Annotated in this window: 8 protein-coding genes; 4 read left to right on the plus strand and 4 right to left on the minus strand. The window is 71.7% G+C overall.

Annotated features, from left to right (window positions below; translation table 11 throughout):
- Positions 1 to 160: 160 nt before the first annotated feature.
- The 3 genes from OG580_RS24610 to ligD form a co-directional block, all read right to left on the minus strand.
- On the minus strand, positions 161 to 2,437 hold the full coding sequence (locus tag OG580_RS24610; RefSeq protein ID WP_267045837.1) for a PBS lyase: 2,277 nt from the start codon (positions 2,435 to 2,437) through the stop codon (positions 161 to 163).
- Positions 2,438 to 2,662: 225 nt separating this feature from the next.
- The gene (locus OG580_RS24615; protein ID WP_267045838.1) at positions 2,663 to 3,574 is read right to left on the minus strand and encodes a DNA ligase; all 912 of its coding nucleotides are present in this window, start codon (positions 3,572 to 3,574) and stop codon (positions 2,663 to 2,665) included.
- Positions 3,571 to 4,467 carry a non-homologous end-joining DNA ligase gene (gene ligD / locus OG580_RS24620; protein ID WP_267045839.1) on the minus strand — a complete coding sequence of 299 codons (897 nt, stop codon included), beginning with the start codon at positions 4,465 to 4,467 and terminating at the stop codon, positions 3,571 to 3,573. Before ligD ends, OG580_RS24615 begins: the two co-directional genes overlap by 4 nt.
- A gap of 49 nt (positions 4,468 to 4,516) precedes the next feature.
- On the opposite strand from ligD, the gene OG580_RS24625 reads away from it, so the two are divergent.
- From OG580_RS24625 to OG580_RS24640, 4 genes are all read left to right on the plus strand, one after another.
- Complete coding sequence (locus OG580_RS24625; protein WP_267045840.1) at positions 4,517 to 5,494, plus strand: Ku protein; 978 nt, start codon at positions 4,517 to 4,519, stop codon at positions 5,492 to 5,494.
- 337 nt (positions 5,495 to 5,831) lie between these two features.
- Positions 5,832 to 7,331, plus strand: a complete 1,500-nt coding sequence (locus tag OG580_RS24630) for a M4 family metallopeptidase (protein ID WP_267048111.1) — start codon at positions 5,832 to 5,834, stop codon at positions 7,329 to 7,331.
- A 132-nt stretch (positions 7,332 to 7,463) separates the two neighbouring features.
- Entirely contained in the window at positions 7,464 to 9,287 is a 1,824-nt protein-coding gene (locus tag OG580_RS24635; RefSeq protein WP_267045841.1) for a DUF262 domain-containing protein, read from the plus strand.
- An 8-nt stretch (positions 9,288 to 9,295) separates the two neighbouring features.
- Positions 9,296 to 10,345 (plus strand): HPP family protein, encoded by a 1,050-nt coding sequence (locus tag OG580_RS24640; RefSeq protein WP_267045842.1) that lies wholly within the window; start codon positions 9,296 to 9,298, stop codon positions 10,343 to 10,345.
- 127 nt (positions 10,346 to 10,472) lie between these two features.
- Here OG580_RS24640 and OG580_RS24645 read toward each other — a convergent pair whose 3' ends face one another.
- A complete protein-coding gene (locus OG580_RS24645; protein WP_267045843.1) occupies positions 10,473 to 12,119 on the minus strand; it encodes a penicillin-binding transpeptidase domain-containing protein in 1,647 nt (548 codons plus the stop codon).
- Positions 12,120 to 12,866: the final 747 nt, after the last annotated feature.

Consider the following 12,866-nt stretch of genomic DNA (forward strand, 5'->3'; position numbering starts at 1 on the left):
GGGTCTCCCCATGGAGCCTATTCAACGGGACGCCCCTTTTGTCCACCCGTCGGGGGTCGCCCCTGCCGCTCCCGCAGGTCCCGCCTACCGGCCTGCCCCCACCCCGCTTCTGGGCCCCCGCGACCCCGGCCATGATCCGGCCTGATCGACAAGACACCCCCTAGAGAGCCCCGCGCTCCATCCGCGCCAGGGCGGCCCTGCACAGGGTCAGGAGCTTCTCGTCCTGGTGGATGTCGTGGCTGCCGGAGCCGCCCTCGCGGGCGTTGTGGCGGCGTCTTCGGGTGAGCTCGGTGAGGATCGCGAGCTGGGCGGCCGAGGCCGCCGGGCCCATCTCCGCCAGGCACTCCGCGATGTCCACGCGCGCGTGACGGTTCTCCTCCCAGGCCGCGAGCAGCACGGGAAGGGCCTGCTCCGCGCGGCCGGAGACCCGCCACAGGGCCGTCGCGCTGCGGACCCGTACCCACAGGTCCCGCGAGGTCAGGCCGGGCATGAGGGCGGGAGCCGTCACGGCCGCCGCCGGGCCGATCTCGCCCAGGGCCAGGGCCGCGCAGCACCACTCGGGGCCCGAGGAGCCCGGCCGCAGCCACCGCTCCAGGGCCGGCAGCACATCCCCCCTGTCCCCTTCGGCCGCCCACAGGGCCCGCGCCGCCGCCGTGGCGACCGAGGCCGACTCGGCGGCCAGGAGTCTTCGCAGCTCCGGTACGGCCTCCCGGGCCGCGGGACCGAAGGCCGCCAGGGTCCGCAGGGCCGACTCCCGCACCCAGTCGCGCCGGAACTCCGGCGCGCCGTGCAGCACCCGCAACACCTCGGGCACCGCCTGACCGCCCCGTACGGCCGCGAGGGCGAACAGCAGCGGCGACGCCCGGTCGAACAGCTGCTCGTCGAGCTCGACCTCGGCGAGCCGGCGCCGCAGCAGCGGGGTGAGGGTCGCGGCGGCGGGCCCGAGGCCGTCGACCGCGTACAGCAGCTCGCGCCGCACCTCGCGCTCCTCCAGGGCGCGGGCGAGCAGCGGGACCGCCCGGGTGTCCCCGGCCCGGGCCAGCGCGAGGAGTGCCGTGTCCCGCCCGGACCGCCCGACGAACCCACTGGGCGCGCCGGAGCCACCGGAGCCGCTTGGGCTGCCGGAGCCACCGGAGCCACCGGGTCCGTCGAGTCCGCCGGGAATCGCGGGTCCGTCGAGCCTGCCGGGTCCGTCGAGTCCGCCCGGCTCGCCCTGTGCGGCGCCCGGCCCGTCGGGGCCCGTCGTCAGCCGGGCCACGAGCGCGTCGGCGGCGGGGCCGCCCACGTCGAAGAGCCGCTCCAGGAAATTGGCGGCGGCCTCCCGGAGCCGCGGGTCCGGGTCGTGGAGCTGCTCGCCGATGAGCCGGACGACCTCCTCGTACCGCCCGCGCCACACCCTTATCAGCCCACCGCACAGCCAGATCCCGTCCGACCGCTGCCACCGGTCGGGGCTGCGCAGCTGGGTGAGGATCAGCGCGATCCGGTCGTCGACGCGGTCGTCGAGCGCGGAGTGCAGGGTCCGGAGCAGCTCCTCGGTCCAGGGGGCGGGCCGCCCGGCCGAGTGCTCCTCCAGGAGCTCCCGGACCTGTCCGATGAGCGTGGGCGGAAGAGCCCGCCCGCAGTCGGCACCGGCATCGCCCCCGGCACCGCCGTCGACCTCCGCGCCGGCGTCGCCCGCGACACCGGTGGACCCGCACGCCGCCGCCCTGATCTCCTCCAGCAGCTCCGTCACCCACGGCACGACGTCGTCCGGGATCGCGGCGGGCGCGCAGCGCGCCAGCTGGGCGAGGGCCGCGAGCCGGAGCCCCGGGTCCTGCGCGGCGCGGGCGAGCCAGGCGAGCCACTCGACGGTCTCGGAGCGCAGCCCCGCGTGCCGCAGCGCGATCCGCCCGACCGAGGCCACCAGGGCGAGCCGCACCTCGGTGTCCCGCTCGACGGTGAGCCGCTCCCGCAGCAGCGTCAGTACGCGCGCGGGCTCGGGATGCAGCGAGGCGAGCGCGCAGGGCGCCGCGAGCCGCACCTCGGGGTCGGTGTCCTCGACGAGCCCGAGGAACACGTCGGCCCCGGCGGCGATGGCGGCCGCGGCCATGGCGTAGTTGGCGGCCGGGATGAACTCCTCGTCGTCCGGGTCGAGTTCGTCCAGCTCGTCGTCGGCGTCCAGCTCGATCCCGCCGATGCTGGTGAGCAGCTCGACGATGCCGCCCCGGTCCTGGACGGCGGGGTCGGCGACGAGTTCGAGGAGGAAGGGGATGCAGGCGAGCGTCGAGTCGTAGACGTCACCCTGGTGGTGCACCGCGCCGTACATGCCGTCGAGGGCGGTCTCCCGTTCGGCGGGATCGTCGGAGGCGAGTCCGCGGAGCAGAGCCGGCACGTCGTCGGCGGGGCCGTAGGCGTGCCCCAGCGAGGCCCAGTCGACCTCCTCGATCCCCGTCAGCATTGCCAGGCCGCCTTCCCCGTGAGCGCTGTACCAGTGAGCAAGTGTGCACCACAGGACGGACAACAAGGCCTAGCTGACAGCACCGGCCGCGCGCGGGGCCACGGTTGCGCTCTCTTTGCGCCATGTACGGGGCGGAGCAGGGCGGTTGCTCTCGGTGCACGGCCCGTCGGGGCCCGTACGGCCGCCGGTCCGCGACCGCTCGCGACCGGCCCGTCCGGCCGGGCCTCAGCCCTCCGACCGGACCCGGACGAACGCCACGTTCTCGTGCCGCCCGGCGACCTGGCGCAGCTCGACGGGGACCGGCGGGTCCACCCGCCGTACCGGCCCGTGCTCCGGGTCCTCGGCGAGCGGTCCCGCGCGGTCGCCCACCAGTGCGCCGACCTGGCGCGACTGCGCGGGGGACAGCCGGGGCGAGGTGGTCACGGTGCGGCCGTCGGGGAGCCGTACGAGCAGGGCGCGGGGCTGCTCGGCCGGGCCGATCACGCCGAGCAGCACGCCGTCGCTCGTGTCGGCGTGCCGGATCTTGCGCCAGGCCCAGGTGGGGCCCGCCCGGTAGGTGGAGCCCATCGCCTTCGCCACGACCCCCTCGACGCCCGAGGGCCGCAGCTCGCGGAACCACTCGCGGGCCGTCGCCTCGTCCCCGGTGGCCAGGACGCGCTGGAGCGGCGGCTCGGCCTCCCGCAGGGCGGCCCCGAGCAGCTCCCACCGGTCACGGAGAGGCAATCCCCGCACGTCCCGGCCCGGTACGGCGAGGAGGTCGAAGGCGATGTACGAGACGGGGACCCCGGCCCGTACCCGGTCCGCGTGCGAGCGGAGCAGGTCGGTGAAGCTCAGCCGCCCCTCCCGGTAGGCGCACAGCTCGCCGTCGAGCACGATCCCGGGCGGCAACTGCGTGCGCAGGTGGGCGGCGATCTCGGGGAACTCCGGCGCGAGGTCCCGGTGGGAGCGGGACTGGAGCACGACCTTCCCGTCGGCGAGGACGAAGGCGAGGGCGCGGAAACCGTCCAGCTTGAGGGAGTACTGGAGCTCCCGGGGCGGCTCGGCCTGGCCCGGGACGGAGTCGGCGGACCGCGGCCGCATGACGTCGACGGGCGGCGGAAGCGCGACGCCGCCACCCGCGTCGGCTCCGCCGCTCATGGCACGCCACCCGCCCGCTCGGGCGCGAAGAGGGGCGCCAGGAGCTCTCCGTACCGCTCCAGACGTGGCGCGATGTCGTCCATCAGCAGAACGAGCTCCTCCGGATCGGCCGTGGGGGACGCGCAGCCCTCCACCTCCTCCCACGTGACGGGCGCCGAGACGGCGGGCAGGGCCCGGGCCCGCAGGGTGTAGGGGGTGGCGGTGGTCTTGGCGGCGGCGTTCTGGCTGTGGTCGACGAAGACCTTGCCGGGGCGCAGGGCCCGCGCCATCCGGTGCACGACCAGTTCGGGCAGGGCGGCCTCCGCCTCGACGGCGAGCTGCCTCGCGTACACGGAGGCCTGCTCGGAGGGCGTCGGCGCGATCGGGACCAGCAGGTGCAGCCCCTTGGCGCCGGAGGTCTTGGCGAAGGCCTCCAGGCCGTCCGCCGCGAGCCGCTCGCGCAGGTGGAGCGCGACCCGGCAGCACTCGGCGACCGTCGCGGGCGGCCCGGGGTCGAGGTCGAGGACGAGCCGGTCGGCGACGCCGGGGGAGGGGGTCCGCCATTGGGGCGTGTGGAACTCGACGACGAGGTTCGCGGCCCACATGAGCGAGGCCAGGTCCTGGATCACGACCTGCCGGGCGCGGGGGTCGTCGGAGCGGGGCACGGGGGTGGTGGTCACCCAGGAGGGTGTGCCGGGCGGCGGATTCTTGGTGAAGAAGAGCTGCCCGTCCGGACCGTCGGGGTAGCGCAGGAAGGAGACGGGCCGGTCGCGCAGATGCGGCAGGATCGCGGCCCCGACGGTGGCGTAGTAGTGCAGCACCTCGCCCTTCGTCGTGCCGGTGAGCGGGTGGAGCACCTTGCCCAGGTTGCTGAGCGCCAGGCGCCGCCCCTCCACCTCCGTGATGGGCGTCATACGATGAGAATCCCACGATCCGGACATCCCTGTGTGAAAGGGAAGAACCGTGCGATCCATCTGGAACGGCGCTATTTCCTTCGGGCTGGTCAGCATCCCGATCAAGCTGGTGAACGCCACCGAGAGCCGGTCCGTCTCGTTCCGCCAGATCCACACCGAGGACGGCGGCCGGGTCCGCTACAAGAAGGTGTGCGAGCTCGACGGCGAGGAGGTCTCCGGCGCGGAGATCGGCAAGGCGTACGAGGAGGCCGACGGGACCATGATCCCGATCACCGACGAGGACCTGGCCGCGCTGCCGCTCCCCACGGCGAAGACGATCGAGATCATGGCCTTCGTGCCGGCCGGGGAGATCGACGCGCTCCAGATGGAGGCGGCGTACTACCTCTCGGCGAACGGGGTGCCCGCGGCCAAGCCGTACACGCTGCTCCGGGAGGCGCTCAAGCGGAGCGACAAGGTGGCGGTGGCGAAGTTCGCGCTGCGGGGGCGGGAGCGGCTCGGCATGCTCCGGGTCGTGGGCGACGTGATCGCGATGCACGGTCTGCTCTGGCCGGACGAGATCCGGGCCCCGGAGGGTGTGGCGCCGGAGACGCCGGTGACGGTGCGGGAGGCCGAACTGGACCTGGCGGACGCCCTGATGGCCACGCTCGGGGAGGTCGACATCGACACACTGCACGACGACTACCGCACGGCGGTGGAGGAGATGATCGCGGCCAAGGCGGAGGGCGGCGAGGCGGTGGCGCCGCCGGAGCCGGGCGAGGAGGGTGGCGGACAGGTCATCGACCTGATGGCGGCCCTGGAGAACAGTGTGCGGGCGGCGAAGGAGGCGCGGGGTGGGGTCGCGGAGGTGACCGAGCTGAAGCCGCGGGGGACGGCGGCGAAGAAGGCGCAGCCGAAGAAAGCGGCGGCGAAGAAAGCGGCGGCGAAGAAAGCGGCGGCGAAGAAGGCGGCGACCGCAAAGACGTCGGCCGCGAAGAAGTCCACAGCCGAAACACCGGCGAAGAAGGCCCCGCGCAAGCGCACGGCCTGAGCGGCGCATAGGCCACGAAAGCCCTGAAGAGGCCCCCGGACCACGGTCCGGGGGCCTCTTCTCCGTCTGTCCTCCGTGCCCGTTGTGCCAGGCCCAACTCACCGCACACCGGACAGAAGTGACCGACCTTCGGACAACAGCTGGTCAAATTCTTGTTGCAGACCTGTCAAACATTCGACTTCGCTGGCACGCTCGCACCCGCATCACCCCCGCCACCCCCCCCCACACGATCCCCACGTGCTTCAGCGAAGGAGCCCGCGTGATCCGCCAGCAGTCCTCGCACCGTCGGACCGTCACCACCACGGTCCGTGCCGCCGCCCTGATCGCCTCGGCCGCCATGGTCGTCGTCGGAGTCCAGTCGGGCGCCGCCAGCGCCGATTCCCAGCGCGAGGCGGGCGCCACCGCGCTCGTCCTCACCGGCACGCAGCGCGCCGCCGCCGTCCAGGAGGCGCAGGCGGGGGCCGCCGCCACCGCCAAGGCCATCGGCCTCTCGGACCAGGAGAAGCTGGTCGTCCGCGACGTCGTCAAGGACGCCGACGGCACCGTCCACACGCGTTACGAGCGCACCTACGAGGGCCTGCCGGTCCTCGGCGGCGACCTGGTCGTGCACCAGAAGAAGAACGGCTCCCGCGCGACGACCAAGGCGACCACCGCCCGGATATCCGTCCCGAGCACCGAGGCCAAGGCCCCGGCCGCGACGGCGAAGAGCACGGCCCGCAAGGTGATCTGGGCTGCCACCGGCAAGCCGGCCCTGGCCTGGGAGACCGTCGTCACCGGCGTCCAGCACGACGGCACGCCGAGCGAGCGCCACGTGATCACCGACGCCGCCACGGGCAAGGAGCTGTACGCCTACGAGGCGATCGAGACGGGCGTCGGCAACACCCAGTACAGCGGCCAGGTCACGCTCGGCACGTCGCCCTCGTTCACCCTCACGGACGCGGCACGCGGCGGCCACAAGACGTACGACCTGAACGGTGGCACCAACGGCACCGGTTCGCTCTTCACCAACGGCACCGACACGTGGGGCAACGGCCTGGCGACGAACCGCGAGACCGCCGCCGCGGACGCCCACTACGGCGCGGCCGTCACGTGGGACTTCTACAAGAACGAGCTCGGCCGCAACGGCATCCGCGGAGACGGCGTCGCCGCCTACTCGCGCGTCCACTACGGCAACGCGTACGTCAACGCCTTCTGGTCGGACTCCTGCTTCTGCATGACGTACGGAGACGGCGCGGGCAACCTCAAGCCGCTCACCTCCCTCGACGTCGCGGGCCACGAGATGTCCCACGGCCTGACCGCCGCCACCGCGGGCCTGCGCTACAGCAAGGAGTCGGGCGGCCTCAACGAAGCCACCTCCGACATCCTGGGCACCTCGGTCGAGTTCTACGCGGGCAGCACGGCCGACGCGGGCGACTACCTCATCGGCGAGAAGATCGACATCCGCGGCAACGGCACCCCGCTCCGCTACATGGACAAGCCCAGCAAGGACGGCAACTCCGCCGACTACTGGTCCAGCTCGGTCGGCCGCCTCGACGTCCACTACTCCTCGGGCCCGGCCAACCACTTCTTCTACCTGCTCTCCGAGGGCAGCGGCACGAAGACGATCAACGGTGTGGTCCACAGCTCCGCGACCTACGACGGCTCCACCCTCACGGGCATCGGCCGCGCCAAGGCCTACAAGATCTGGTACAAGGCCCTCTCCACCTACATGACCTCCTCCACCAACTACGCGGGCGCCCGCACGGCCACCCTCCAGGCCACCGCCGACCTGTACGGCGCCACGAGCGCGGAGTACACCGCGGTCGCCAACACCTGGACCGCGATCAACGTCAAGTAACAGGCCGAGCCATCGGCTTCCCACGCCGGCTTCCCCCACCTGACAGCTTCCCTCAGGGACGGTTGACGATCACGCAACCGCCTTGATGTGATGGTCTGTTACATCGTTTGATCGAAGGTGGGGGAAGCCGGCGTGGCGCTCGACAACCCGGATCTCAAGGACGTGCTCAAGGATGTCGCCTCCGGCGTCCTCCAGCTCCCGGACTTCCAGCGCGACTGGAAGTGGGACGACGAGCGGATCAGGGCGCTCATCGCGACCGTCACCCTGAAATACCCGCTCGGCGTCGTCATGTCCCTGCACACGGGCGGCGCGAGCCCGTTCAAGGCGCGCACGCTCAAGGGCGCCGAGAGCGGCGAGGGCAAGACCCCCGACCTGCTGCTCCTCGACGGGCAGCAGCGACTCACCTCGCTCTTCCAGGCGCTGCACCAGGACGCCCCGGTCGAGACGCGGGACGGCCGCGGCAAGGACATGACGTGCTGGTACTACGTCGACATCGCCAAGGCGGTCGGGTCGCCGGCGGACCGGGACGACGCGATCGTGTCCGTTCCCGAGGGCAAGGTCCTGAAGCGGGACTTCGCCCGCACGGTCGTCCTCGACCTCACGACGACCGAACGCGAGTGCGCGGCCGGCCACTTCCCGCTGCACTTCGTCTTCGACACCCACCGGGTGGGGGCCTGGCAGCAGGAGTTCGTGCGCAACCCGGAGAACTGGCCGCTCTGGATGAAGTTCCAGGAGCAGGTCCTGAACAACATGCTGTCGTTCGACGTGCCGATGATCAAACTGGCGGCCACGACCACCACGGACGCCGTGTGCGCGGTGTTCGAGCGGGTCAACTCCGGTGGCGTGCCGCTGAACGTCTTCGAACTGCTCACCGCGACCTACGCGGGAAACCGGGAGTACGTCGCCGCGCACGGTGACTACTACCGGCTGCCCGACGAGTGGCGCGGGATCAAGCAGGACCTCACCCTGGCGTACCCGGTGCTCGGCCGGCCGGAGAGCGGCCCGGACGACGGACTCAGCAGCAGCGACTTCCTCCAGGCGGTCTCCCTCGTGCGCACCTGGGAGGCGAAGCAGGAGGGGTCCGGCACGGTCGTGTCCTGCAAGCGCAGGGACCTGCTCAACCTGCCGCTGGAGGACTTCCGCCGCCTGGCGCCCAGGGTGGCCGAGGCCTTCCGGTGGGTGGGCGGCTTCCTGGAGCGCCAGTCCATCGTCCGCACGGCGGACCTTCCGTACCGCACGCAGCTGGTGCCGCTCGCCGCCGTACGCGCGCTGCTCGGCAGGGAGGCGGACGCGCCCGCCGCCCGGGAGCGCATCGCCCAGTGGTACTGGTGCGGCGTCCTCGGCGAGATGTACGGAGGATCGCTGGAGACCCGCTTCACACGCGACGTCGAGCAGCTGATCGACTGGATCCGGGACGAGGACGCCCCCCAGCCCGACACGGTCGCGGAGGCGACGTTCCACGAAGTCCGCCTGGACACCCTCTCCACCCGCAACAGCGCCGCCTACAAGGGGATCTACGCCCTGCTCATCAGGCAGGGGGCGGTGGACTGGCACTACACCGAAGACGCGCTGACCCCCGGGCAGCTGGTGGAGCGGTCCGTCGACGTGCGGCTGATCTACCCCAAGTCGTGGATCGCCAAGAACCTCGCCGACTGGCCCGCACACGTGGACTGGGCGGCGCGCGCGAGCTCGATCGTCAACAAGACGCCCCTGTCCCTCAGGGCCGCCAAGAGCATGTCCGGGCCGCCGACGGCCTACCTCAAGACGCTCTCGCTGGAGTCGGGGATGCGCCCCGAGTGGTTCGAGGACGTCCTCGCCACCCACCTCGTCGACGTGGACGCCCTGCGCGAGGACGACTTCGTCCGCTTCTACGAGACCCGCGCCAGGCGACTCGCGGAGCTGGTCATGCTGGCCATGGGCAAGCGCACCGTCGGCCGCGACACGACGGAGTGGTGAACCCGGCCATGGCACAGAACCCCAGCGAGGAGGAGCTGCTCGCCCTGAAGGGCCGGCAGATCCCGGTGCAGGACCTGCTCTCGCTCTTCGGCACCCGGCTCCGCAACGGCCTGACGGTGCCCCGGATCGAGCAGGCGCTCAAGGACGTGGGCCTCACCACCCTGCCGTACTTCGGCACCTGCAACCACGGCGCCGACGTCCACGTGGTCACCTGGCAGCCGCAGCCGCAGGCCGCCCCGGAGGAGACCGGCGGCGAGGGCGAGGACGACGGCGAGGGTGACCAGGAGGAGCCGGGGGCGGGCGGCCTGCCCGCCCGGCCGCTGCGGATCGGCGACATCCCGTCCGCGACGGGCGGACTGTTCTCCGTCGAACCGGACACGCCGCTCACCCAGGTCACCTGGCTCATGCGGACGAAGGGGTACTCCCAGATCCCCGTGATCGAGCGGGGCGCGACCCTCTGCGGTGTCGTCACCTGGAGCTCGGTGGCGAAGGTGTACGAGACGACCGCCTCCGCCGTCCTCGCCGAGGCGATGGTCGAGGACCCGCCCGTCGTCGAGGCGCACCACGACTTCTTCCAGCTGCTCCCGCGCGTCAGCGACGACGGCTACCTGCTCGTCCGGGCCAGCGACGGCAGCTTCTGCGGGATCGTGACCACGGCCGACATCACCCAGCGGTTCGACGCGACGGCCTGGCCGTTCTTCGTCGTCGGGGAGATCGAGTCCCGGCTGCGGAAGTGCCTGGGCGCGCGGATCGGCGAGGACGCCATCCGGGCGGTGCAGCTGAGCAACAAGCGCACCGGCCTGATCACGGACCTGATGTTCGGCGGCTACGTGAAGCTCCTCGACGGCGACCAGCAGAACCCCGCACTCCGAACCCGCTCGGACGAGAACTGGCAGGCGCTCGGCTGGCCCGGCGTCGACCGGGTCCAGTTCGTGCGCCAGCTCGACCGGGTACGCGTCATCCGGAACGGCATCGCCCACTTCGACGCCGAGCCGCTGTCCCCGCGGTCGGCCAAGGAACTGCGGGAGTTCGTCGGGCTGCTCCGCCAGCTCACCTGACGCGGTACTCGCGGCCGGGACCGGGACCGGGGCCTGGGCCACGACGCCGGCCGGGCGCCCGGCTCGCGGCGCCCGGCTTGCGGCCCCCGGCTCGTCCCGACTGCTCGCGGCCTCCGGCTCGTGCCGACTAGGAGTGGAGGCTGCGCAGGAACCGGGCGGCCACGGGCCCGGCGTCCTTGCCGCCCGACCCGCCGTCCTCGATGATCACGGCCCAGGCGAGGGCCATGTCCTCCTGGTAGCCGATCATCCAGGCGTGCGTCTGCGGCGGGTTCGCCGCACCGAACTCGGCCGTGCCCGTCTTGGCGTGCGGGCTGCCGGGGATGTCCTTGAGGGCCCAGCCGGCTCCGTACGTGACGGTGGCGCGGGACATGTCCCGCAGCGCCTCGACGACGGCGCCGGGCAGCTTCGGCGCGGTGGCCTCCTTCTTCACGTGGCCGGGCACGAGGACGGGCTGCCTGAACTCGCCCTCCTTGATCGTCGCGGCCACGGCGGCCATCACCAGGGGAGAGGCGAGCACCTTGCCCTGGCCGATGGTGGAGGCGGCCAGCTCGTTGTCCGACTCGGGCACGGGCACCGAGCCGTCGTACGAGACCGCGCCGATGTCCCACTCCTCGCCGATGCCGTAGTAGCGGGCCGCGTCCTTGATGGCGGAGCCGGCGACCCTGGCGCGTTCGCCGACGAAGAAGGTGTTGCAGGACTTCGCGAAGGAGTCGCGGAACGTCGAGCCGGCCGGCAGGGCGAACTGCTTCTGGTTCTCGAACCGCTGGCCGTTGACCTGCCGGAACTTCGGGCAGGCGGCCTCGTCGTCCGGCTTCATGCCGTTCAGCAGCAGGGCGGTCGCGGTCACGGCCTTGAAGGTGGAGCCCGGGGGATAGCGCCCCTCCAGGGCCCGGTTCATGCCGCCGGGGCGGTTCGCGGCGGCGAGGATGTAACCGGTCGACGGGTCGATGGCGACGAGGGAGGCGTTCTTGTCCGTGCCCTGGAGGGCCTCGGCGGCCGCCTCCTGGACCCTCGGATCGATCGTCGTCCGTACGTCCTCGCCGGGCTTCGTCCCGGACTTCGTGAGCGCCTTGACCGCCTCGCCGGAGGTGCGGTCGACCACCACGACGGAGCGGGGGTGCGTCGCGTCGCCGGCGAGCACCTTCTCGTAGCGCGCCTGGAGGCCCGAGACGCCCTTGCCGTTCTCGTCGACGGTCCCGACGAGCGAGGGGGCGGTCAGCTCGCGGCCGTACGTGTCGAGGACGGTGCCGCGGGTGCCGTTGGTCTTCAGTGCGAGCGTCTGACCGGCCTCCATCAGCGGATGGATGATCGGAGTGGAGAATTCCACCCGCCATTCGCCGTTCTTGAGCGCTTTCGCCGTGGACTTGTATGTGATCTTTCCTGCCGAGGCGATATCCATCTCGACGGTGAAGGGGATCTGAACTTTTCCCCCGTCGATCTTCCGGGCCTCGGAGGGCACCGCCGTGATGATCGTCTTCGTCGGCTTGAGGTTCGTCATGACCGACTGGACGAGCGATTCGGCGTTCTTCGGCGAATCGGTCAGGTTACCGGCCTCGACGGGCTTGTTCTGCGCCCAGGCGTCGAGGAACTCCTGTATCCGCGCGGTGGCTTCCCTTACGTCCTTGTCGGGCCCTTCCGGCGCCACCAGCGACGTGTATCCCCAGTACCCCAAGCCGCCCAGTACGGAGAGGGTGACGACCGTGCCGACGATCGGCTTCACCCGGCTGCGCCGCCGCCGATGGCCGTGGTTGCTTTGGTTGCTGTAGCGAGACATGGTCATGAGCTTAGAACGTCCCTGTCGCTTAACGTCCTTTGTTTACAGGCGCGTTGACCAGGGCCCTGTGCTGCTTGTCGTACCATTCGCCGGTACGTTCACCGGTCTGGACCTATGGCGGCGTGAAGCTTCCGAGGTCAGGCGGCCGGCGTGCCCTGTCGATGACCGGAGCCATCCGGGATTCCGGTTTCCTTCGCCTTCTCTCCGCGTACTCTCCGGCGGCCATACGGGAGATTTCTGCGCGATCCGCCGAATTCCCGGTCCCGCGCAATCAGCGGGTTCTGGCGGGAATCGTTATCTCTTCGCACCGCCGAGGTCCGGTCCGCTCCCCGGAACCGTACGACCCGCCCCGACCCGCCCGCCCACTCCCGTCGCCCCACCCCACCGCACCCCCCACCCCGCCTACCCCACCCCCTCTGACCGGATCCGAACGGAGGTCTGTGCGAACTCTCTCGGCCAAGGGGCGTGATTAAGCCATCCCGGAGGGCTCTCGACAGGGGCACCCGCACGCTCCCGATGTCTCGATTGATGGCGAGTTACCGCGAAAAGCCCGCCACCGCTTTCGGTGGCGCTTCACCATTCCGCCGCCCATTGGCCCGATATTTGGCGGAATGGAACCACGGCCGAGTGTGAACTTTCGGCCGTGCGCCGGGCGAACTAGCGTGCTTCTCACCCGCGGTCGCATCCTGCTTCGGGAATACGCGCCGTCCACGGGTACACGGGTTCACGGGGGAGGATCTGCGTCAT

This window comes from Streptomyces sp. NBC_00094, from assembly GCF_026343125.1.
Lineage (GTDB): Bacteria > Actinomycetota > Actinomycetes > Streptomycetales > Streptomycetaceae > Streptomyces.

What these genes read in the sequence shown, in the direction of transcription:
- OG580_RS24610 (WP_267045837.1), bottom strand. Translation starts at nt 2,437, where the DNA reads ATGCTGACGGGGATCGAGGAGGTCGACTGGGCCTCGCTGGGGCACGCC.
- OG580_RS24615 (WP_267045838.1), bottom strand. Translation starts at nt 3,574, where the DNA reads ATGAGCGGCGGAGCCGACGCGGGTGGCGGCGTCGCGCTTCCGCCGCCC.
- ligD (WP_267045839.1), bottom strand. Translation starts at nt 4,467, where the DNA reads ATGACGCCCATCACGGAGGTGGAGGGGCGGCGCCTGGCGCTCAGCAAC.
- OG580_RS24630 (WP_267048111.1), top strand. Translation starts at nt 5,832, where the DNA reads ATGGTCGTCGTCGGAGTCCAGTCGGGCGCCGCCAGCGCCGATTCCCAG.
- OG580_RS24640 (WP_267045842.1), top strand. Translation starts at nt 9,296, where the DNA reads ATGGCACAGAACCCCAGCGAGGAGGAGCTGCTCGCCCTGAAGGGCCGG.
- OG580_RS24645 (WP_267045843.1), bottom strand. Translation starts at nt 12,119, where the DNA reads ATGTCTCGCTACAGCAACCAAAGCAACCACGGCCATCGGCGGCGGCGC.